Here is a 22,313-nt window from a genome sequence, read left to right on the forward strand (position 1 = left end):
ACCCCCCGCTCCTGCCCCGGTTCTGTCCCAGCCCCGTCCCCGGAGAACCCATGCCTCCCGCACCGCCCCGCAACGACGGCCACCCCTACCAGGACCCGTCCCTCCCCGTGGACGCGCGCGTCGCCGACCTCCTCGCCCGGATGACGTTGGAGGAGAAGGCCGGCCTGCTCTTCCACACCATGCTGGCGATGCACCCCGACGGCCGCCCGGTCGAGGCGGGCGACGACGCCCTGATCCCGTCCGACACCACCGGCCTGCTGCGGTCGAAGCTGATGAGCCACGTCAACCTGGTCGGCACCGCCGGGCCCCGGCAGCTGGCCGAATGGCACAACGCCGTCCAGGAGATCTCGGCCGGCACGCGCCTCGGCATCCCGGTGACCGTCTCCACCGACCCCCGCCACTCCTTCACCGCCAACATCGGCGCGTCGATCCAGGCCGGCGCGTTCTCCGCCTGGCCCGAGCCGACCGGCCTCGCCGCCACCCGCGATCCCGAACTCGTCCACCGCTTCGCCGACATCGCCCGCCGCGAATACCTCGCCGTCGGCCTGCGCGTCGCCCTGCACCCGCAGATCGACCTCGCCACCGAGCCCCGCTGGTCGCGCCAGTCCGGCACGTTCGGCGCCGATGCCGCCCTGACGAGCGAGCTCGCCCAGGCGTACATCCGCGGCTTCCAGGGCGAGACGCTCGGCCCGCACAGCGTCGCCACCATGGTGAAGCACTTCCCGGCCGGCGGCCCGCAGAAGGACGGCGAGGACCCGCACTTCCCGCACGGCAAGGAGCAGGTCTACCCGGGCGGCATGCGCGACCACCACCTGGAGCCGTTCAAGGCCGCCATCGCCGCCGGGGCCTCGCAGATGATGCCGTATTACGGCCGGCCCATCGGCACCGACTGGGAAGAGGTCGGCTTCGGCTTCAACAAGGACGTCATCACCGGTCTGCTGCGCGAGCGGCTCGGCTTCGACGGCATCGTCTGCACCGACTGGGGCTTGCTGACGGACGCGTCGATCTTCGGCGAGCTGCACCAGGCCCGTGCCTGGGGCGTCGAGCACCTCACCGTCGCCGAGCGCGCGGCGAAGGCCCTCGACGCGGGCGCCGACCAATTCGGCGGTGAGGACTGCCCCGAGACCGTGGTCGAGCTGGTCCGCTCCGGCCGGATCACCGAGGGTCGCGTCGACGCCTCCGTACGCCGCCTGCTGCGCGAGAAGTTCGTCCTCGGCCTCTTCGACCACCCGTACGTCGATCCGGACCTGGCGGAGGAGGTCGTCGGCAACAGCGAGTTCCGTGCCGCGGGCGAGGCCGCGCAGCGCCGCTCCCTCACCGTCCTGGTCAACCGCGGCAGCACCCTGCCGGCCAGTTGCGCACCGGACCTGCGCCCGAAGCTGTACGCCGAGGGCGTCGACGCCCGCGTCGCGGCCGAGTACGGCGACGTGGTGACCGACCCGGCCGACGCCGACCTCGCGGTGCTGCGGCTCCACACCCCGTACGAGCACCGGGAAAACCAGTTCGAGTCGCTGTTCCACTCCGGACGCCTCGACTTCACCGACGAGGAGCTGCAGCCGATCCTGCGGCTGCTCGACGCCGTACCGACCGTCGTCCTCCTCAACCTCGAACGGCCCGCCGTCGTCCCGGAGATCGCCGAACGGGCCGCCGCGCTCATCGCCGACTACGGCGCCAGCGACAAGGCGCTGCTCGACGTCGCCTTCGGCCGCGCCACGGCCGAGGGGCGGCTGCCGTTCGAGCTGCCCCGCTCGATGGCCGCCGTCGAGGCCTCCCGCCCCGACGTACCGCACGACACGGCGGACCCCGTCTTCCCGTACGGGTCGGGCCTGGCCCTCTGATCCTCCGTACCCCCTCCCAAGCCGCCGGGGGCGACGACACCTACCCGCGCGCCCCCGGCCCCGCCTGAAGACTGCTCGAAGGGACCCCTCTCACCCATGCCCTCCACCCCGCGCGGACTCCTCGCCGCCACCACGACCGGAATCGCCCTCGTCTGTCTCGGGGTGGCGGCCGCCGCCGACACCACCGACACCACCGGCCCGGGGCCAAGTGCCGACCGCCGCCCGCTCGCCGGGCTGCGCGTGCTGCTGTCCAACGACGACTCCATGCAGGCCGCCAAGGCGTCGAACTCCGACGGACTCGGCCTGTACGAGATCCGCAAGGCGCTGTGCGACGCGGGCGCCGACGTCGTCGTCATGGCACCGTGGCAGGTGCAGTCCGGCAAGGGGACCGCGGTCACCAACGGCGGCACGCTCACGCTCGCCCGGCGCGCCCAGCTGCCCGCCGGTTACGGCAACGACTGCGCCGGCGCCCCTTCCGGCGCCCCCGTCTTCGGCATCTGCCTGTCCGACGGCCCGTGCGGCCCCGACAGCCCGAGCGCCACCCCGGCCGACACCGTGAAGTTCGCGCTGCGTGGGGGCCTCGCCGCCAAGGCCGGCTGGACGGGCGGCCCCGACCTCGTGGTGACCGGTATCAACTCCGGGCCCAATGTCAGCGCCCAGGTCAACGACTCGGGCACGGTCGGCGCCGCCATCGCCGCCATCGACCAGGGGGTGCCCGCCGTGGCCTTCTCCTCTTCCGGGGACGCCTCCCACACGCGCTTTCCGCTCGCCAACTACCGCGCCCACGCCCGGTTCGCCGCCGCCTTCCTCGGCGGGATGCGTGAACGCGACCTGTTCAGCGGCCGCTTCGCGCTGAAGGTGGACTACCCGGACGTGAGCGCAGGGCAGCGGGCCAAGGCCCCGGTGTGGACCAGCGTCGGCCATGGGCAGGTCGTATGGCACGCCTACCAGCCGAAGCGGGCGGGGAGCGACAGCTACGACATCACCATGGGCGTGTGCGCCGACCGCCCCGGCGACCGGTGCACCGAGACCGTGAAGGACGCGGACTCCACCGCCTTGCTCGGCCGGGGCCACATCGCCGTCGCGCCGGTCACCGCCGACCGTACGTACGGGGCGAGGGCCGACGCCACGAGGGAGCTCGCCGGGGTGAGGCACTACATCACGCACGACGCTCCCCGCTCCTGACCGCACTTCCAAGGAGAACCGTCATGCCGCACCTCACCGTCCATACGCCGCGCGGCCCCGTGCGCGGGAGGCGCCACGCCACCGGCGTACGGTTCCTCGGTATTCCCTACGCGCAGCCCCCGGTCGGTGAACTCCGGTTCGCCGCGCCCGTACCGCCCGAGCCGTGGTCGGACGTCCTCGACGCGACCGCGTACGGGCCGACCGCGCAGCGCCGGCCGTTCGCCGAGGTCACCACCGTCCCCGAGCCGACCATCCCCGGCGAGGGCACCCTCAACCTCAACGTCTTCACACCGGACCCGTCCCCGGGCACCGGGCTGCCGGTCCTGGTGTGGATCCACGGCGGCGGCTTCGTCGCCGGGTCCGCCGCGAGCCCCTGGTACGACGGCGGGGCATTCAACCGGGACGGCGTGGTCCTGGTCTCCCTCGGCTACCGGCTCGGCGTCGAGGGGTTCCTCCACCTGCCGGACGCGCCCGACAACCGGGGTGTCCGCGACTGGATCGCGGCGCTGGAGTGGGTGCGCGACACCATCGCCTGCTTCGGCGGCGACCCGGCCAAGGTGACCGTCTCCGGTCAGTCGGCGGGCGGCGGGGCCGTACAGACGCTGCTCGCCACGCCGGCCGCCGGCGGCCTGTTCCGCGCCGCCATCTCGGCGTCGGGTGCCGTGATGCGGCCGCAGGGCCGGGAGGTGGCCGAGGCCGTCAGCCGGCTCTTCACGGCCCGGACCGGCGTCCCGGCGACCGCCGCCGCGCTGAGAGACGTGCCGGACGGCGAACTGCTCACCCACCAGGACGCGCTGGCCGCGCCCGGGCCGGACCGGGGACAGCTGCCGATGCTCCTCCTCGCGCCCTTCGCCGACGGGGAGCTGATCCCGCGCGCGGTGCCGGACGCGCTCATCGCGGGCGACGCGGGCGCGGAAATCCCGCTCATGGCGGGCTTCACGGCGCACGAGTTCAACGGCATGCCGAGGCCGGGCGCCACCGACGCCGACGTGCGCGGCCTGCTCGCCTCCCTCGGCCTCGACGAGGCACGCACCCGGCTCTTCCTCGAGACTTACGAGCAGTACGCGGGCGAGCCGGCGGCCCTGATGGGCCAGGCGGTCACGGACATCACCTTCCGCGCGCCCACGCTGGACATCGCCGAGGCGCGGGCCCGGCGCTCCCGGCCCACCTGGCTCTACCAGTTCGCGTGGTCCGGCACCGCGCCGGGCTTCGCGGGTACGGCGTACCACTGCGTCGACCTGCCGTTCGCCTTCGACCTGCTCGGCGCGGAAGGCGTCACCGATGCCCTCGGCGAGGACCCGCCGCAGCACCTCGCCGACGCCGTGCACGCCGCCTGGACTGCCTTCGTACGCGATCTGGACCCCGGATCGGCCTGGCCGCGGTACACCACCGAGGGGCGGGAAGTGATGCTCTGGGACGGCGAGCCGCGCGTCGCACGGGACCAGCTGCGCCCGGTGCGGGAGGTCTGGCTGTCCGCCTGAGGCCGAAGGGGCGGTGGCCAGCCGGTCATGCCTGAAGCACCGCGGTCCTGACGGTGGCAGGGGCGGTCGAAGCCGACGTCGACGGCCCGCAAAGCCGCATCCGCCATCGCATCGCCCGCAAGGAAAGCCCTGGCCCTCGCGGTCGGGCTCGACGGCGAGGGCCCTTGCCGATCACGGCGGGTTCACGCTGTGGAGTCGGGGGCGTATCGCAGCCCGTGGCCGAAGGGGTAGAGCGGATCGGTGCTCTCCTGCGGGACGTCCGGACGGCCGACCGCGACCTCGTCCATGGAACGAGGAAGTTGGAACGGCAGCCTGCCCTGCGGGGCCGCCCGGCCGAACAGGACGTCGAACAGCGCCCGGTCACCGGCGCCGTAGGCGGCGAGCAACACAGCGGAACGGTCGGCGATTTCGGGGATGACCGCGGGTCGTTCGAGGTGGATGGTGACGACGGTGGGCACTCTGTCGAGCAGGGCGAGGATCTGCTTGAGGCGGTCTTGGTCGAAGTCGAGCCGGCCGGCGTGGAAGAAGGACTCGAACAGGCCCGGTCGGGGCTCGTAGGGGGTGTTCAGGCGCAGCACCGCGAGGTCGGCCCGAGTCGGGTCGGTGACGATGTCGGTGTACTCGGCGGCCACGGCCGAGTCGACGCCTTCCACGTACAGCCGGGGCCGGCCGGTCAGCGGCAGTACGCCGGCACGGTTTTCCAGCAGGGTCAGAGAGCGGCGCTGGGCGGCCTCCCCGGCGGTGCGGAAATCGGCGCGGCCGACGATCTCTTCGGCGGCGTCCGGGTCGACATAGCGGCGGTCGTCGAACAGGCCGAGGCGGAACTTCTCGGCGAGCAGGCGGGTGGCGGAGGCGTCGAGGCGAGATTCCGCCAGCCGTCCGTCGCGGACCAGGCCGGTGATCAGCTCGGGGCATGCCTCGCCGCCGATCTGGTCGGCGCCTGCGTGCAGCACCTTCAGCGCCCGCTCCTGCGGCGCGAGGTGTTCCACGCCCCAGGCGCGGGCGGCGTGCATCTCTCCCATGATCGGGCCGTCGTTGATCAGACCCCAGTCGGTGCAGACGATGCCGTCGAAGCCCAGCTCCTCGCGCAGCAACCCGGTGATGATCCCCTTGTTGAAGCCGAAGCCGACCTCTTCGTGCCCGGTGCCGACCGGCATGCCGTAATACGGCATCACCTGCGTCGCCCCGGCGGCGATGGCCGCCTTGAACGGCTTCAGGTGGTAGTCGAAGAAGCCGCCCGGGTAGACCTGTTCCCTGCCATAGGGGAAGTGCGGGTCCTCGCCGTCCTTCTGCGGGCCACCGCCGGGAAAGTGCTTGACCATCGCTGCCACGCTGTCCTGGCCGAGCTGCTCGTCGGGACCCCGCAGGCCCTCGATGTACGCGGCGGCCAGGCGGGAGGTGAGGTCGGCGTCCTCGCCGAAGGTGCCCGAGATGCGGGCCCAACGCGGTTCGGTGGCCAGGTCGATCTGTGGGTGCAGGGCGACACGGAGACCGACGGCCAGGTACTCGCGGCGCACGGTGTCGCCGTACCGGCGAACCAGTTCGACGTCGTCGATGGCGGCCATGCCCAGGGCTTCGGGCCACTGGGAGAAGGGGCCGGCCATCATCGCGGTGCCCGGGTTGTCGGTGAACGCGTGGCGCGGATCGGTGGACAGCGTCACCGGGATGCCGAGCCGGGTGGCGGCGGCCTGCTCCTGGAGGCGGTTGTGGAGCTCCGCCATCTCGCGTGGGGTGCCCGCGCCCAGCAGGTTGAAGTGCGACATGAGCTGGTCGGACATCATCTGCTCGGCGGTGAGGCCGACTGGTGCGGGGTTCGCTCCGATGCCGATCGCGTGGTGGAAGAGCAGCCCGGCCTTCTCTTCCAGCGTCATCCGGGGCAGCAGGTCCGCCACCCGTTCTTCGACGCTGCGGCTGGGGTCCTGGTACGGGAGGGTCACTGCTGCTCCTCGATGGTGTGGTGGGGGGTGTGGAAGGTGTGGGTGCCCGGGCCGGCCCGGGTCGGTTCGGCGCCCGGCAGGTCGACGGTGGCCTCGGTGCCCCGGGGGACGGTCACGGTGACCGTCAGCCGGCCGTCGGTCAGGCGCCACGCCACCTCGGCCGGTCCGTACGGTGTCTCGTGCGCGGCCTTGGCCCAGGTGAGGCCGCCGCCGGGACGGGGCCGGATAAGCAGGCGGCGGTAGCCGGGGGCAGCGGGGGCGAGACCGGCGACGGTGCGGTGCAGCCAGTCGGCGATCGCGCCGAGCGCGTAGTGGTTGAAGGAGGTCATCTCTCCGGGGTTGACACTGCCGTCGGGCAGCAGGCTGTCCCAGCGCTCCCAGACCGTGGTGGCCCCCATGTCCACCTGGTGGAGCCACGAGGGGCAGGAGCGCTCCAGCAGCAACCGGTAGGCGGTACGGATGTGGCCGGTGGCGGTGAGCGCGTCACACACCAGAGGCGTGCCGAGGAACCCGGTGCCGATCCGGTGCCCACGCTCGGCCACCAGAGCGGCCAGCCGGTTGCCGGCCTCCGTCCGTTCGGCGCGGTCCTGGAGCAGGTCGAAGCCGAGGGCGAGGGCGTAGGCGGTCTGGGTCTCTTCCGTCAGGTGGCCGCCGCGGGTGTGGAAGCGGGCGCGGAAGGCTTGCCGTACGGCACCGGAGAGTGCGTGGTAGTGCTCGGCGTCGTCCTTCTTCCCCAGTACGTCGGCGGTGCGGGCCAGCAGTCGCGACGAGTGCGCGAAGTAGGCGGTGGCGACGAGTGAGGAGGAGGTCGTCGCCCCGCCGGGGTCGTCGGGGGAGGCGGTGGGGTCGAGCCAGTCGCCGAACTGGAAGCCCTCGCCCCACACGTGGGCGGGACCGGCGATCCGGTCGACGGCGTCGACCCAGGCGCGCATGGACGGGTACTGGGTGCGCAGCACCTCGGTGTCGCCGTACCGCTCGTACAGGATCCACGGGACGATGACGGCGGCGTCACACCAACCGGCCATCGGGGGGTTGCCGGGAGGGATCGGTACGGGAATGTTCAAGGGAATGGCGGGGCTGATCACCGGGGGGATGCCTTCGGGGTCCTCGCTCTGGTCGGCGGCCAGGTCGCGCAGCCAGGAGCGCAGGAAGTCCCGGGTGTCGTAGAGGAACGTGGCGGTGGGGGCGAAGACCTGGATGTCGCCGCTCCACCCGAGGCGTTCGTCGCGCTGGGGGCAGTCGGTGGGAACCTCCAGGAAGTTGCCCCGCATCCCCCACACCACGTTCTCGTGCAGCCGGTTCAGCGAAGGGTCCGAGGACTCGAACCAGCCGGTCCGGCGCAGGTCGCTGTGGAGGACCACGGCGGTGACGTCTCCTGTGGCGAGCTCGCCGGGCCAGTTGTCCACTTCGGCGTAACGGAAGCCGTGGAAGGTGAAGCGGGGCTCCCACTGCTCGCCGTCGGTGTCGCCGCGCAACGTGTAGCGGTCGGTGGCCGTGGCACCGCGTAGCGGACGTACGCACAACTCGCCGTCCTCCAGAACCTCGGCATGCCGCAGCGTCACTGTGCGACCCGCCTCACCGCGGACGCGGATGCGGAGTCTGCCGACCAGGTTCTGGCCGAAGTCCACGATGGTGCGCCCGGTGGGCGAGGTGGTGACGGAGGTCGGGGGCAGGCATGCGATGCGCCGTACCGGAGGGCTGTCGGCCGGGAAGAGCACCGAGGTGTCGAAGTCCACCACGCGCACCGGGTGCCAGTCGGTGTCGTCGAAGCCCGGCTCGCTCCAGCCGGGCAGTTCCCGGCGGGCATCGTGGGTCTCCCCCTCGTACAGGCCGGCGGCGGTGACCGGCCCGGCTGCCGCGCGCCAGCCGGGACCGGTGGTGATCGTCTGGACGCTGCCGTCGGCGTACTCGATCCGCAGCTCGGCGAGCAGTCCGGTGTGCGCTCCGTAGATGTCACGCTTGCCGCCGTTGAAGCCGAGCAGGCCCCGGTACCAGCCGTCCGCCAGGTGCGCGCCCCAGGCATTGGGACCGGGGCGCAGCATCCGGGTCACGTCGAAGGACTGGTAGCGGTGACGGTGGTGGTAGCTGGTCCAGCCCGGCGCCAGGACGTGGTCCCCGACCACGGCACCGTTGAGATGCGTCTCGTACACCCCCAGGGCGGTGGCCCTCAGCTCCGCCTTTCTCACCTGGCTGCTCACGGTGAACACCTCACGCAGCAGCGTGGCCGGGCGGCCCGCCGTGCCCGGTGGCTCTTCCGGCCAGGCGGGGGTGATGACCTGAGCGGTCCAGGTGTGTGGCATGTCTGCCTTTCTCGTGTCGGCGGGGCGGAGCGTGGGGCGTTCAGACGAGTGGGGCGGCGTCGGTTTCCGCGGGGTCCCGCAGTGGCGGGATGAACAGCGATATCGCCAGGGTCAGCGCGGTGAGCAGCGCTCCGGTCCAGAAGAGCCAGGCGTAGCCGCCGTCCTGGTAGAAGGCGGTGCCGTCCACGACGGTGCTGTGTGTCGCGAGGGCGGCGAACGAGAGGGCGGTGACGATGGCGCCGAAGAAGTTGATGCCCATGTTGAGCATGCCGCTGCCCAGGCCCTGCTCCTCCTTGGACACCACGCCGACGACCAGCGCCGGAGCTCCCGCGACGACGAGGCCGGAGCCGAGGTTGGCCAGGCACGAGGTGAGGATGAGCTCGGTCTCATTGGCGTGGAAGAAGCCCACCAGGCCGTAACCGACCGCCATCAGAGCCAGCCCCGCCCACCAGATCAACCGGGCGTCGACGGTGCGCAGGAGGCGGCTGGCGACGATTCCGGTACCGAACATCACCACGTTCCAGGTCACGCTGACGGCGGCGTTGTGCTGTGCGGTCCACCCGAGACCGGCGGAGACGCCGGGGATGTGCGGGTAGAGGGCGAGCAGGATGGCCATGCCCGGCATGGTGTAGGCGACGGCCTGCGCGAGTCCGCCGCTGACGAGGACCAGCGCGACCGGGCGCCGGCTGAGCACCTTCAGGTCCAGGATCGGGTGGGGGCTGGAGCGCTCCACGAAGAAGAAGACGACCAGTGCGGCCAGGCCGGCGGCGAGCCAACCGAGGGTTTTGGCGTCGGCCCACCCCCAGCTCTGTCCCTGGCCGACCGCGTAGACGACCGCGGTCAGACCTCCGCCGAGGACCAGCCCGCCGAGCCAGTCGAAGCCGGGCCGGAAGTCGTGCCGTGGGGTCTGGGGCACCAGGAGGGCGATCAGTGCGAAGCCGACGGCGGAGGCCGCGGCGAGGAACCACATCACACCCTTGTAGCCCCAGCCGTCCACCAGCCAGCCGGCGAGGAACGGCGCGGCGAGGGCGACCAGTCCGACGCTGCTGCCCAGGATGGCGCTGGCCGGCTTCACCAGCCGGGCGGGGAAGGTGTCCCGCACGGCGGGGAAGGACAGGGCGGCGAAGGGGCCGTAACAGCCGGCGATGGCCCGTCCGACCAGCAGCAGCCAGAAACTCCCCGCCATCGCGGCGATGACGTCTCCGACGACTCCCAGGCCGGTCATCACGAGCATGAGCCGCTTCTTGCCGTACCGGTCACCCAGTTTCATCACGAACGGCGTCAGCAACGTCGAGACGAGGACGACGGTCAGACCGAACCAGGCCACGTGCGTGGTATGGAAGCTCTGCGCCACGCCGGCGGTGGCATTGGCGCCCAGAATGCCGGCGGCCGCCAGGAGCTGGGTCGGCCAGATGAGCGCGATGAGTACGGCGACCAGTCGCGGGGTCCATCTCGCGGTGTCGTCGGACGGAGCTGCGTCGAGCGAGGGGCTGGCAGACGTCGGTGTCATGAAGCCGCTCCTTTCGCGAACAGGGCGGGTCGGGTTCGTTGCGTGGAACGGCAGGCCGTCAGCCGGGGCTCGTATCTGGCCACAGGCGCGAAACGTTCCCTCGCTTTCGGATGATGATGAGACCAATACTTAGTGCACGCTAGGTATTGGGAGAGTGACGCACATCACATAACTGAGGGTGAGGCGTCCCCTGCCGTGCGGCGGCGACACCTCACGGGAGCCGACGACGGGCACTCGGTACGGTTGTACGCATGGGGACTCCACGCGGGCCGCGCGGCGGCTACACAACAGGGCTGGCCAGGCGCAACCAGATCCTCGAGGCCGCATTGCTGCGCTTCGGCCAGGACGGCTACCGCAAGACCTCACTGGCTCGCATCGCCCGCGACGCCGGCATCACCGACGCCGGCCTTCTCCACCACTTCCGCGACAAGCAGCAACTGCTGCTGGCCGTGGTGCAGTACTGGCACGAGCGCCTCGACGAGCAATGGGTACGCGTGCCCGACTCCGTACGTGACGCCTTCCGCTGCCACCTGGAAGACGCCGCAGAAGCTCTGGACATGCCGGGGATCCTCGAACTCGCCGTCATGATCGGCGCCGAGGCCACCGCCCCCGACCACCCCGCGCACGAGTTCTTCTCCCACTGGCAGGAAAAGGGCGTACGCGAACTCGCGGACCGCCTGCGCGCCGGCGCCGAGTCCGGCGAGCTCAAAGCGGGCCTGGACCACGAGAACATCGCCCGGGAGTGCGCCGCACTCGACGCCGGCCTACGGCTCCAGTGGCTGACCAGCGGGCGCTCATTCGACCTGATCGCCGTGATGCGCTCACACCTGGACCGCCTGATGAGCACGATCGCGGCCGACGGCAGAGGGCTGTAACACCCAGACGGAATCGAGGCGCGCGGCCACTCCGGGCGGCAAGCGCACACCGCGCCGTAGCCGCGCAAGATGTCAGGTAGCCTGACAGAGGTCGCCCCCTCCTACCGGAGGTCCGCCATGACCATGGAGTTCGTCCGCTTCCACCGCGGTGCGACGTGCGGCCTGCCCAACCACCGGAGGAGAAACGGGAGCTGGTCCTGATGGCATACGTGAAGGTGCTTCTGGCCGGGGTGGTGGTCGGGGTTCTGTACGTGGCACTGCGAGTGAAAGCCCCCGCTCCCCCGCCCGTCGCGCTGTGCGGCCTGCTCGGCATGCTGCTGAGCCAGGCCGCCCTGGGGGCCCTGTGACCGCCCCGCGCCAGGTCCGTGCGGCGGCATTCGCGCGGCGGGCGGGGGTCTCCCTCCTCGCCGGAACCGTGATGGGCGCGGTCTTCTGGGCCCTGGACGTCACCGCACCCGCGCCGCCCCTGCTGAGCCTGTGCGGACTGGCGGGCATCCTCCTCGGCGAGCGGGTCGCCACGGCCCTCCGCACGCGGTGGGCACGGCGCCGCCGGCCCGCCGCCCGGCGTGCCGCCCCGGGGCGTGCGCCTACGCCGTAAGTGGCGCAGCCGGATCACGGGGCCGCGGTCTCGGGGCACGCGGTGGACTCCCGTCGGTGCCGGTGGGTCACAGATCCAGGACGAGGCGCGGGCAAGCGGCGCGCGAGACACAGATGAACATCGTGTCGTTGCGGACCTGCTCGGCGGGGGTGAGGAGGGAGTCGCGGTGGTCCACCACCCCGTCGAGGACCGTGGTCTCGCAGGTGCCACAGGTGCCCTCCCGGCACGAGGACAGGATGTGCACGCCGGCTTCCTCGACCGTCTGGAGAACGGACTTGTCCGGGGGGACGGTCACCGTGATGCCGCTCCGGGAGAGTTCCACCTCGAAGGAGGTCGAAGGGGCGTCGTCCTCCCGCGCCTCCGGCGTGAACCGCTCCATGTGCAGCGTGCCCTCCGGCCAGGAGGCACACCGCCGCTCCACCGCGTCGAGCAGGGGCTCGGGACCGCAGCAGTAGACGAGGGTGCCGGGGGCAGGGCTGCCGAGCAGCCCGTCCAGGTCGAGCAGGCCGGTCTCGTCCTGGGGGCACAGCTCCACCCGGCGGGGGTGGTCCTTGGCGAGCTGCCCGGCGAAGGCCATGGTGGCGCGGCTGCGCCCGCCGTACACCAGCCGCCAGTCGGCGCCCCGCTGCTCGGCGGCGGCGATCATCGGCTGGATCGGGGTGATGCCGATGCCACCGGCGATGAACAGGTAGCGGGGGGAGTCGACAAGGTGGAAGTGGTTGCGGGGGCCGCGCACCCGGACCGTGTCTCCCTCGGCCAGGGTGTCGTGCACGTGAAGGGAGCCGCCCCGACTCGCCGGCTCGCGCAGCACGGCCGCTTGGAGGAGGGAGGTGTCCCCCGGGTCGCCGCACAGCGAGTACTGCCGTACCAGGTCCGGACCCAGTATCAGGTCGATATGGGCGCCCGGGCTCCATGCGGGCAGCCGCTCGCCGGAGGGGTGGGCCAGGCTGAGCAGGACGACGTCCTCGGCGAGGGGCTCCTTGCGCACCAGGGTCAGATCGAGTCCGGCGTCGGTGCGTTGAGGGCTTGTATTGGTCATGGTGGTTCTCTTTCGGGACCGGGGGCCGCTTCAGGCGAAGGCCGCGTGCCGAGGCTGAGGGGTGGATGCGGGAGCACGCTCCGGGACAGGGCCGGGGCGGTGGTCCTCGGGGTGGCCCAGGAGCCAGTCCCACAGCTCCACCGGGTCCTCGAACTCCCGCTGCGCACCGCAGTGGCAGACGGCCAGCAGCCGGTCGGTGCCCAGCACCCAGTGGATACGGAAGACGCTTTCACCCGTCAGGGCTGCGGGGTGCGGTGGAGTCATCGGGCCGGCGCCGCCGGCTGTTCGGCACCGGTCTGTGCCAGGCGGGCGAGAATGCGGCGGGCGGCAAGGCCGCCGGTGTCGATGTTGACGCTCAGTTCCTGGTAACCGGCCTTCTCGGTGTCCAGGGACTTCTGGAGCACGTTGAGGGCCACGACATCCTGCATGACCACCGTGTGGTTGTTGGTACGCAGGAACTCGGTGATGTCCTGGTCGTCGAGAGCGAAGTCGCGGGCCACGGCCCAGAAGTCGTACGTCGTCTTCTCCGTCGACGGGGTGATGCCGTAGACCACTTCGACGTGGAAGGCGTGCGGGTCGCTGCCGTCCGGATTCGGTCCGGGAGAGCCGACGGGCGCGACGCGCGAGTGGAGCAGGTAGAGACCGGGCGCGTGGTACTCGACGTCCTGCCAGCGCGTGATCCGGCCCTCGACACCCGTCGACTTCGCGTAGAACGGAGGGCACTCCGCGTCGTCCATGTGGCGGCTGACGTACACGATGCCGGCCGCGTCGTCGACCTCGGTGGTGATGGGCGTCTCGGCCACTTCGGGAGTGCCGATGTAACCGCCGTGCAGGTACGTCTCGTGGGACAGGTCCATGAGGTTGTCGACGAGCAGACCGTAGTCGCTGTCGATCGGCTCCATGCCCGACACGACGGTGTAATCGGGTGAGTCCATCCACGGGGCGCGGGGCGGCAGCTTGTCCCCCGGCTCCCGGTCGCCGATCCATATCCACACGAAGGAGTCCTGCTCGACGACCGGGTAGGTCTTCAGCCGTGCGGTGCGCGGGATGCGCTGCTGGCCGGGCACGGAGACGCAGCCGCCGTCGGTGCCGTAGGTGAAGCCGTGGTACCCGCACACCACCCGGTCGCCGTCCAGCCGGCTCGGCGCCTGCGACAGCGGGAAGCGCCGGTGTACACAGCGCTCCGACATCGCCACCGGCCGGCCGTCCTCGGTGCGGTACAGCAGGATCGGCTCGCCCAGTACGGTGCGTCCGAGCAGCTCGCGCCCGACCTCGCGGCCATAGGCGGCGACGTACCACTCATCGCGTACGAAAGCAGTCATGATCGTTTCCTTTGGGAGTGGGGCGTTCAGTGCGCGGTGCCGGCGGCCGGGGCCGCGGCGGCGGGCTCTGTGTCCCCTGCCGTGGCGGGGCGCAGCAGCAGGAGGAGGGCCGCGGTGGCGATGAAGATCAGGCTGACGGCCAGGTAGAGGTTCTGCGGGGTCCAGCCGGCGTCGAGCATGCCGCCCGCGACGGTCGGGGCGAGGATCGCGCCGATGCGGCCGACCGCGAGGGCGCTGCCGAGTCCGGTGGCCCGGATCCCTGGGCCGTACGTGGCCGGGGTGAGGGCGTACAGGCCGGCCACGCAGCCGTTGGCGAACAGGCCGATCAGCGCGCCGAGGGCGAAGGCGGCCCCCAGCGAGGACGTCGAGGCGATGAAGGCCGACAGCATCACGGCCGTGGTGATCAGGTAGGCCATGAGTACCGAGCGGAGCGCGAAGCGGGCGGCGAGGGCCCCGAGCGCGGCCGCGCCGAAGATGCCGCCGAGGTTGAGCAGTGTCCCGCCGGTGAGGCCCTGGGTGCCGGACAGGCCGGCCTCGACCAGCAAGGTCGGCGTCCAGCTCGTCACGAAGTAGAAGCCGGCCATGACGAGGAAGAAGGCGGACCAGAGCAGCAGCGTCGAGCGGCGCAGCGCGGGTGAGAGCAGCTCGCGGAATCCGGCCCCCACTCCGGACGGTTGGGCGGCGGGCTCGGGCAGACTCTCCAGCGGTGGTTGGCCCATGCGCCGGGCCAGGGCGTTCATCCTCTCCAGGGCGCCCTTCGGCCTTCGGGAGGCGAGGAAGTCCACGGACTCGGGCAGGCGGAAGTAGGCCAGCGGGACGGCGACAGCGGTGGCCAGGCCGCCGGTCAGGAAGACCGAGCGCCAGCCGAACTGCCCGATCATGCCGACCGCGAGCAGCCCGCCCACGGTGGCGCCGACCGCGTAGCCGGTGGAATTGAGGCTGACGGCGAGCCCGCGCCAGCGGCGGGAGGCGTATTCGCCGGCGATGACGTTGCTGCCCGCCAGGACACCTCCGATGCCGACGCCGGTGAGTACGCGCAGCGCTCCGAGCTGTGCCGGTGACTGGCTGACCGAGGAGAGCAGCATCCCGACGGCGGCCACCGCCAGGCAGCCGAGGATGACCGGCCGGCGGCCGATCCGGTCGGCCCAGGGGGCGACGCACAGGGCGCCCAGAGCCATGCCGACGAGGCCCGCGCTGAGCAGCAGCCCGAGCTCGGAAGCGCTGAGTTCCCACTCCGCCGACACGGCTTTCCCTGTGAAGGCCATGACGAGTACGTCGAAGCCGTCGAGCGTGTTGAGCAGGACGCACACCGCGATCGTGCTCCATTGGAAGCGGCTCATCGGCCCCTCGTCGAGCGCGGCGCGCAGAGCGGAGCCGGTCACCGGACGGTTCCGGAAGGACGGGGAGAGGACAGTGGCAGAACCATGGCAGCACTCCGTTGTCGACTGCGTGGTGGTGGTCGGCACCCTCCGCGCTGGGGGTCCTCCACGCCGCCAGGACGTGGGGGAGGGCGCGGCCCCGGCGGACCGGGGCGCGGGCGTCGACCGGTGCGGACCATCGTGGGGTCGGCGCCCTCAGGTCACCATGGGGCTTTCCGGATGCCGGGAAACATCTGCGAAATGCCGGCCGCGCTGCCGTGGCGGACGGACACCGGGACCTGGCCGCAGGGGTTGGCCCGCGACACGGCATGGGCGGGTACCGGAACTCTGTCGCAGGACGGCGAGGCTCAGACCTGCGGCGTGATCATGGCGCGGGAGATCGCCCGGGCGCTGGTACGGACGAGCCTGGCCAGCGCGTGCGCGGAGGTGCTGCCGTGGCGTACCACCAGTGAGACCGCGGCGATCACCGCTCCGCCGCCGCCGTGCACCGGGGCGGCGACCGACAGGGCGTCCATCGTGACCTGACGGTCGCTGACCGCGTAGCCATGGGTCCGCGCCTCGGCCAGCATGCTCCGCAGCTCGCGCGGATCGGTGACCGTGCAGGGCGTGAAGCGCTCGATGGGGCCGGCGAGCGCCTGCTCCTGTATCTCGATGGGGGCGTGCGCGAGCAGCACCAGCCCGACGCCGGTGGCCGTGAGGGCGAAACGCCCGCCCACACGCGTCAGCACGGGCACCGCACCGGAACCCGCGATGCGCTCGACGAAGACGACCTCCGTACCCTCGCGCACCGCGAGCTGAACGTTCTCCCGGGTGATCCGGGAGAGGTCCTCCAGGAACGGCAGCGCCCGCTCCCGCAGGCCCTGTCCGCGCGGCGCGAGGGAGGCGACTTCCCACAGCCGCAGGCCGACGCGGTAACACCCCTGGTCACCGCGCTCCAGCGCTCCCCAGGCGAGGAGCTCACCGAGCATCCGGTGCACGGTCGACACCGGCAACCCGGACCGCCGGGACAGCTCGCTCAACGTCATCTCCGGGCAGCTCGCGCTGAACGCCCCGAGGATCTGCAGCGCACGGCCCAGCACGGGCCCGGTGGCCGACCCGGAGCTGTGGCGGCGGGTCGTCGGGGTGCCTCCTTCGTCCGTCACCGGCGAAGGCTCCTCATCGGCATGCTGCGGCTCACGTACGAGCGAGTCTCCCAAGGCGCCCTCACCGATTCCCGACTGTGCGTTCCGGTCGGCCGCCGCACGGCCGACCGCGGCGCCTGACGACCCGCGGGCGACTCGTCCAGAGCCGTGGCGGTCAGTGTGCAAGAAGGTCGCGGCCACGTCGAGACGTCGAAGGAGCCGCGGTCCCCGCTGGGATTGTCCGTACGGGGGCCAAGAGCCCCGGACGACGTGAACGACCAATGGCGCGCGGCCCATTGACCAACCGTCGAGCCCCCCCCTACGTTGAACCGCATTCCGGCACGATTGATTCGCATCACGGAACCAAGGGGGTTCTGGTGCCACTCGCTCCTGCTGCTTCTCCTCTCTCCCGCTTCACCGTTGACGGGCGTTCGATCGTCATCACCGGTGCCACCGGCGCCCTCGGCAGTGCGGCGGCACGCGCCCTGAACGCCCTGGGAGCTCGCCTCACCCTCGCCGGTGGCAACGCCGACAAGCTCGACACGCTGGCCGCGGACCTGGAAGGTCCCGGACCGGTCGAGACCGTCCGGCGCAGGCCGGACACCCCGGACGACGCGGAGGCGATCCTGTCCGCCGCGGTGAAGACGTACGGTGACGTGCACGGTTTGCTCGTCGCCTCCGGCATGAACCACGTCGCGCCGATCACCGAGATGACGGTCGAGGACTTCGACGCCGTTCAGTCGGCGAACGTCCGTGGCTCCTGGCTGATGTGTCAGGCGGTGGGGCGGCACATGCTCGGCCGGGACGGCGGGGGCAGCGTCGTACTCGTGTCCTCCACCCGCGGCCGGCTGGGTCACCCCGCCGGGTACTCCGCGTACTGTCCGTCCAAGGCCGCGGTCGACCTGCTCGGCCGCAGTCTCGCCGCCGAGTGGGGGAGCGCCGGAGTCCGGGTGAACGTGCTGGCTCCCACCGTGTTCCGCTCGGAGCTGACCGCCTGGATGTACGAGGAGGACGAGAAGGCCACCGCGACCCGCGAGGCCATGCTCGCCCGCATCCCACTTGGCCGGCTGGCTGAACCGGAGGACTTCGCCGGGGCGTTGATCTACCTGCTGAGCGACGCGTCCTCGTTCGTCACCGGACAGGTCCTGTACCTCGACGGGGGGTATACCGCATGCTGACCGTCGCCGTCGTCGGCGCGGGGCTGATGGGCCGTGGCATCGCCGAGGTGTTCGCGGGGGCGGGCCATCCGGTACGTCTGCACGACGTCGACGCCGGCGCCCTGCGCGGGGCGGTGGGCAGCCTGCGGGACGTCGCCGGGGCCGTCGACGGCAGCACTGACCTCGCCGAAGCCGTCACGGGAGCGGGCCTTGTCGTCGAGGCCGTCGCCGAGAGCCTGGAGGCCAAGCGGGATCTGTTCGCCCGCCTGGACCGCCTGTTGCCCGACGCGCTGCTGGCCAGCAACACCTCCGTGCTGCCGGTGAGCAGCATCGCCGAACGCACCACCCGCCCCGAGCGGGTGGTCGGGACCCATTGGTGGAACCCGCCCGGCCTGATCCCCGTGGTCGAGGTCGTCCGCGGGAAGCACACCAGCGAGGAGACGATGGAGCGCACCGCCGCTCTTCTGACGTCCCTCGGCAAACTGCCGGTACGCGTCGAGCGCGACGTACCGGGTTTCGTCGGCAACCGTCTGCAGCACGCCCTGTGGCGCGAGGCGATCGCACTGGTCGCGGACGGAGTGTGCACCGCTGAGACAGTCGAGACGGTGGTACGCAACACCATCGGCCTGCGCCTGGCCGCCATGGGCCCCCTGGAGAACGCCGACTACGTCGGGCTCGACCTCACCCTCGCCATCCACGAAGCCGTACTGGCCGACCTGAACCGCTCCCCGAGCCCTTCTCCGCTGCTGAGGGAGTTGGTGGCGGCGGGCGACCTGGGTGCAAAGAGCGGCCGGGGCTTCCTCACGTGGCCCGAGAACAGCCGCGAACGGGCAAGCAAACGCCTGGCGCGGCACATCGCCCGGCAGCTCGCGGCCACGGCGGACAACGACCCGCCCGCGGCGTGACCTGCCCACTACCACCCGACCGGTGTGATCGCCGATCCGCTTGAGCTTACTGCGGCCGGGAGTTCCATGCGGAGCTGCCCCTCCTCTTTCTCCGCCCGGACGGCTTCGCCGTGCGCCCGCCGCGGTGTCCGCCCGCGCTCATGCCCACCACCATCGAGATACGGAAGCCCATGACCGACAGCTCCGGCCCGTCCGACGCCGCTGCCGACGGCATACCTCGCCGCACGCTGGGCGGGCTGCTCGGCGTAAGCGCTCTTGCCTCCGCCACCGGACCGGCAGCCCCATCCTCCGCCTCCGCTGCACCCGGTGGCGGCAGTGCACGGCGGATGGAGCAGCCGATCCGCGCCCGGACCGATCGTACGAACATGTGGCGCCCGAACCTGCTGGTGATCCTCGCTGACGACCTGGGCTGGGCGGACCTGTCCTGCTGGGAGAGGACCGCCGCGACCCTGCTGCCCTGCCCCGACTGACGTCCGAGTCCCCAGGACACCCCGACGTCATGCTCCGAATCCGTGGCGTCGGGCCGGCTCCTCGACGACTCCCACAGCCACAGCGCACCGGACGGCGCCCCGTCCGGACACCCGACGAAGAACGAAAGGCGGAACACCATGTCCCAGACCCCCTTCACCTGGCCGCTCGGTGCCGACGAGCAGGGCCTGGAGTTCTACGACCTCTCCCACCCGTGGGGGCACGGAACGCCGTGCTGGCCGTACTTCGAGGACGTGAAGATCGAGCGCCTGCACAGCATGTCCAAGTCCCGCGTGCTCACCCAGAAGATCACCACGGTCATGCACTCCGGCACCCACATCGACGCCCCCGGCCACGTCGTGGAGAACACCCCGCTGCTCGACGAGATACCGCTCAGCTCCTTCTTCGGCACCGGCGTGGTCGTCTCGATCCCCAAGAAGAAGTGGGAGGTCGTCACCGCTGCCGACCTGGAGGCCGCCACCCCCGGGATCCGCCCCGGCGACATCGTCGTCGTCAACACCGGCTGGCACCACACCTACGGCGACAACAGCGACTACTACGCCTACTCGCCCGGCTTCTACAAGGAGGCCGGAGAGTGGTTCGCCGCCAAGGGCGTCAAGGCGGTCGGAACCGACACCCAGGCACTCGACCATCCGCTGGCCACCGCCATCGGCCCGCACGGCCCCGGCGCCCCGAAGGGTCTACTGCCGTGGGCCTGCGAGGAGTACGAGACCGAGACGGGCCGCAAGGTCCTGGACGACTTTCCCGAGTGGGAGCCGTGCCACCGCGCCATCCTGTCCAAGGGGATCATCGGCTTCGAGAACGTCGGTGGCGACCTGGACAAGGTCACCGGCAAGCGGGTCACCTTTGCCGCGTTCCCCTGGCGCTGGACCGGAGGTGACGGCTGCATCGTGCGTCTGGTCGCCATCGTCGACCCCACCGGTGCGTACCGGATCGAGAAGGGTGAGCGCCGGTGAGTCCGATGCGCGTCACCCGGCTCCAGCAGGCCCCTCCGTACCGGCCGCCGTCGCACCACGGCGTCGGCGCAGTGCGGCTGCAGGGCCACGAAGCCGGGCCGACCGCACGGTTCTGGACCGGGCTGTCGTACTACCTGCCCGGCGGAGCTGCGGACGCGGCGCCGACGGTGGAGGAGACCGTGTACGTCGTCCTCGACGGCGAGGCCGTTGTCACCGCAGACGGCCATGAGGAGACTCTGCGGCCCTACGACTCCGTACACCTGACCAAAGGACAGGTCCGCTCGGTGGAGAACCGCTCCAAGCGACCCGCCACCCTGCTCGTCACCATCGCCCTGCCGCACGGGGAGGACTGACATGGGCGTCGTCATCACCGTCGCGCCCACCGGGCCGGTCGCCACGAAAGCCGACAACCCTCATCTGCCGACCTCCCCGGAGGAGATCGCCGAAGCCGTCGCCGACGCCTACCGGGCCGGCGCGTCGGTCGCCCACATCCATCTGCGCGACGAGCACCAGCGGCCGACCGCCGACCTGGACACCGCGCGCCGGACCATGGACCTGATCAGGGCACGCTGCCCGGTCCTGATCCAGCTCTCGACCGGAGTGGGACTCGGCGTGCCGTTCGAGGAACGGGAGCGGCTGGTGGAGCTACGGCCTCGCATGGCCACCCTCAATCCCTGCTCGATGAGCTTCGGCGACGGCGAGTTCCGCAATCCGCCGGACAAGGTACGCCGTCTCGCGGCCCGCATGCGCGAGCTCGGCGTCAAACCGGAGCTGGAGATCTACGACACGGGGCACCTGGACGCGTGTCTGACCCTGTGGAAGGAGGGGCTGCTCGCCGAGCCGCTGCAGTTCTCCCTCGTCCTCGGCGTACGCGGCGGCATGGCCGCCACCGCGGACAACCTCCTCACCATGGTCCGCCGACTGCCACCGGGCGCGATCTGGCAGGTCATCGCGATCGGACGGCACAACCTGCCGCTCACCGCGATGGGCCTGGCGCTCGGCGGCAACGCCCGCGCGGGGCTGGAGGACACCCTGCACCTGCGCAAGGACGAACTCGCCCCCGGCAACCGGCCCCTCGTCGACCGGGCGGTCGAGCTGGCCCGCGGCCTGGACCTGCCCCTCGCCGGGGTCGAGGAGACCGAACGGCTCCTCGGCCTGCCGGACCGCAAGGCCTGAGGACGGCACCTTGATCCTGTTCCGGTTGCCGGAGCGGGAGGAGAGAGGAGGCGCACGGACGCCGTGCCACCCGGACCGCACTCATGGGGCAGGCTGTCCGGGACACGACGCAGGAAAGGAACACACGCCATGACGGCGGTCGACGAGCACACCAGGCCGGGGCGCGGCAGCGCGAGCGGCATCCAGGTCATCGCACGCGCGGCGGAGGTGCTGCGCCTGCTCCAGGCAGCCCCGTCCGGTCTCACCCAGGCCGAGGTGGTCGAGCGGATCGGCCTCGCCAAGTCCACGGTGCACCGCATCCTCGGTGCCCTGGAGGCGGAGGGGCTGGTGACCGTGGCCGGCACCCGCGGGCGGTACCGGCTGGGCCCGGAGATCCCCCGCATGGCCGCGTCCGTGCGATCGGCGATGATCGTCGACCTGCGTCCTTATCTCGAGGATCTGTCCCGCCGGCTCGACGAAACGGTCGACCTGTCGCTCCTTGAGGACCATCATGTCGTCTTCGTCGACCAGGTCATCGCCGACCGCCGGCTGCGCGCTGTCAGCGCGGTCGGCGCCGGTTTCCCCCTGCACTGCTGCGCCCCCGGCAAGGCACTGCTCGCCGCCCTCCCGGCGGCCGCACTCGAGCACGCCGTACCGAACCGGCTCACCGCCGAGACCCCGCACACCCTCACCGCCCGCCCCGAGCTGCACCGCGAGCTCAACGAGATCCGCCGCACCGGCGTCGCCTTCGACCGCGAGGAGCACACCCTCGGCATATCCGCGGCCGGCGTCGCCATCCGCACCGCGGCCTGGGGCACCGCAGCCATCAGTGTGCCCACCCCGACGCAACGCTTCGCCGGGCGCGAACAGGCGATCACCGATGCCCTGTTGCAGGCCAAGGAGCGCATCGAAACGGACTTCGGCGCCATGAAGCCGACACCGACACCGACACCGACACCGACACCGTGACGACGCATCGCACGGCTCCGGGCACGTGCTTCCCGCGTCCGCCTCCTGCACCTGTCCCGAGACCCGAGGAATCGCCCTCATGAAAGCGAAACCACCG

20 protein-coding genes are annotated in these 22,313 nt (G+C 71.6%); 12 read left to right on the forward strand and 8 right to left on the reverse strand.

Features of this window, described 5'->3' with window-relative positions; genetic code table 11:
• Positions 1-50: 50 nt before the first annotated feature.
• The 3 genes from ABD347_RS11290 to ABD347_RS11300 all read left to right on the forward strand — a co-directional run bounded on the left by ABD347_RS11290 (position 51) and on the right by ABD347_RS11300 (position 4,504).
• Entirely contained in the window at positions 51-1,838 is a 1,788-nt protein-coding gene (locus ABD347_RS11290) for a glycoside hydrolase family 3 protein (RefSeq protein WP_344359745.1), read from the forward strand.
• Positions 1,839-1,934: 96 nt separating this feature from the next.
• Positions 1,935-3,023 (forward strand): 5'/3'-nucleotidase SurE, encoded by a 1,089-nt coding sequence (locus ABD347_RS11295; protein ID WP_344359747.1) that lies wholly within the window; start codon positions 1,935-1,937, stop codon positions 3,021-3,023.
• Between the two features lie 23 nt (positions 3,024-3,046).
• Positions 3,047-4,504: a carboxylesterase/lipase family protein gene (locus tag ABD347_RS11300; protein WP_344359748.1), complete on the forward strand. Its 1,458-nt coding sequence runs from the start codon at positions 3,047-3,049 to the stop codon at positions 4,502-4,504.
• A 182-nt stretch (positions 4,505-4,686) separates the two neighbouring features.
• On the opposite strand, the gene ABD347_RS11305 is transcribed toward ABD347_RS11300, so the two are convergent.
• From ABD347_RS11305 to ABD347_RS11315, 3 genes are read right to left on the reverse strand one after another with little or no spacing between them, the layout of a single operon-like run.
• Entirely contained in the window at positions 4,687-6,441 is a 1,755-nt protein-coding gene (locus tag ABD347_RS11305) for a glycoside hydrolase family 3 protein (RefSeq protein WP_344359750.1), read from the reverse strand.
• Positions 6,438-8,741, reverse strand: coding sequence for a family 78 glycoside hydrolase catalytic domain (locus ABD347_RS11310; RefSeq protein WP_344359752.1), 2,304 nt, complete (start codon positions 8,739-8,741; stop codon positions 6,438-6,440). The genes ABD347_RS11305 and ABD347_RS11310 overlap by 4 nt, the downstream gene beginning before the upstream one ends.
• A gap of 40 nt (positions 8,742-8,781) precedes the next feature.
• Positions 8,782-10,251: an MFS transporter gene (locus ABD347_RS11315; protein WP_344359753.1), complete on the reverse strand. Its 1,470-nt coding sequence runs from the start codon at positions 10,249-10,251 to the stop codon at positions 8,782-8,784.
• A 251-nt stretch (positions 10,252-10,502) separates the two neighbouring features.
• Between ABD347_RS11315 and ABD347_RS11320 the strand changes: the two genes are divergently transcribed.
• The 3 genes from ABD347_RS11320 (at position 10,503) to ABD347_RS11330 (ending at position 11,724) form a co-directional block, all read left to right on the forward strand.
• Complete coding sequence (locus ABD347_RS11320) at positions 10,503-11,126, forward strand: TetR/AcrR family transcriptional regulator (protein WP_344359755.1); 624 nt, start codon at positions 10,503-10,505, stop codon at positions 11,124-11,126.
• Between the two features lie 200 nt (positions 11,127-11,326).
• Positions 11,327-11,473, forward strand: a complete 147-nt coding sequence (locus ABD347_RS11325) for a DUF1427 family protein (RefSeq protein WP_344359757.1) — start codon at positions 11,327-11,329, stop codon at positions 11,471-11,473.
• Positions 11,470-11,724, forward strand: a complete 255-nt coding sequence (locus ABD347_RS11330) for a DUF1427 family protein (protein WP_344359758.1) — start codon at positions 11,470-11,472, stop codon at positions 11,722-11,724. Before ABD347_RS11325 ends, ABD347_RS11330 begins: the two co-directional genes overlap by 4 nt.
• A 67-nt stretch (positions 11,725-11,791) precedes the next feature.
• Here the strand turns inward: ABD347_RS11330 and ABD347_RS11335 are convergent, their stop codons facing one another.
• The 5 genes from ABD347_RS11335 to ABD347_RS11355 all read right to left on the reverse strand — a co-directional run bounded on the left by ABD347_RS11335 (position 11,792) and on the right by ABD347_RS11355 (position 16,606).
• Positions 11,792-12,763, reverse strand: a complete 972-nt coding sequence (locus tag ABD347_RS11335) for a PDR/VanB family oxidoreductase (RefSeq protein WP_344359760.1) — start codon at positions 12,761-12,763, stop codon at positions 11,792-11,794.
• A 30-nt stretch (positions 12,764-12,793) separates the two neighbouring features.
• Entirely contained in the window at positions 12,794-13,027 is a 234-nt protein-coding gene (locus tag ABD347_RS11340) for a hypothetical protein (RefSeq protein ID WP_344359762.1), read from the reverse strand.
• Entirely contained in the window at positions 13,024-14,085 is a 1,062-nt protein-coding gene (locus ABD347_RS11345) for a Rieske 2Fe-2S domain-containing protein (protein WP_344359764.1), read from the reverse strand. The genes ABD347_RS11340 and ABD347_RS11345 overlap by 4 nt, the downstream gene beginning before the upstream one ends.
• 26 nt (positions 14,086-14,111) lie before the next feature.
• Positions 14,112-15,467, reverse strand: a complete 1,356-nt coding sequence (locus tag ABD347_RS11350; protein WP_344359766.1) for an MFS transporter — start codon at positions 15,465-15,467, stop codon at positions 14,112-14,114.
• 344 nt (positions 15,468-15,811) lie between these two features.
• Positions 15,812-16,606 carry an IclR family transcriptional regulator gene (locus ABD347_RS11355; protein WP_344359768.1) on the reverse strand — a complete coding sequence of 265 codons (795 nt, stop codon included), beginning with the start codon at positions 16,604-16,606 and terminating at the stop codon, positions 15,812-15,814.
• 356 nt (positions 16,607-16,962) lie between these two features.
• Between ABD347_RS11355 and ABD347_RS11360 the strand changes: the two genes are divergently transcribed.
• From ABD347_RS11360 to ABD347_RS11385, 6 genes are all read left to right on the forward strand, one after another.
• On the forward strand, positions 16,963-17,763 hold the full coding sequence (locus tag ABD347_RS11360) for an SDR family NAD(P)-dependent oxidoreductase (protein WP_344359770.1): 801 nt from the start codon (positions 16,963-16,965) through the stop codon (positions 17,761-17,763).
• Positions 17,757-18,647: a 3-hydroxyacyl-CoA dehydrogenase family protein gene (locus ABD347_RS11365; protein ID WP_344359772.1), complete on the forward strand. Its 891-nt coding sequence runs from the start codon at positions 17,757-17,759 to the stop codon at positions 18,645-18,647. The genes ABD347_RS11360 and ABD347_RS11365 overlap by 7 nt, the downstream gene beginning before the upstream one ends.
• A 608-nt stretch (positions 18,648-19,255) precedes the next feature.
• Entirely contained in the window at positions 19,256-20,092 is an 837-nt protein-coding gene (locus tag ABD347_RS11370) for a cyclase family protein (protein WP_344359774.1), read from the forward strand.
• A 5-nt stretch (positions 20,093-20,097) separates the two neighbouring features.
• Positions 20,098-20,445: a beta-D-galactosidase gene (locus tag ABD347_RS11375; protein ID WP_344359864.1), complete on the forward strand. Its 348-nt coding sequence runs from the start codon at positions 20,098-20,100 to the stop codon at positions 20,443-20,445.
• 1 nt (position 20,446) lies between these two features.
• Entirely contained in the window at positions 20,447-21,268 is an 822-nt protein-coding gene (locus ABD347_RS11380; RefSeq protein WP_344359776.1) for a beta-keto acid cleavage family enzyme, read from the forward strand.
• A gap of 129 nt (positions 21,269-21,397) precedes the next feature.
• Entirely contained in the window at positions 21,398-22,216 is an 819-nt protein-coding gene (locus ABD347_RS11385; protein ID WP_344359778.1) for an IclR family transcriptional regulator, read from the forward strand.
• Positions 22,217-22,313 lie beyond the last annotated feature (97 nt).

The sequence above is a fragment of the Streptomyces gobitricini genome (assembly GCF_039532985.1).
Taxonomy (GTDB): domain Bacteria; phylum Actinomycetota; class Actinomycetes; order Streptomycetales; family Streptomycetaceae; genus Streptomyces; species Streptomyces gobitricini.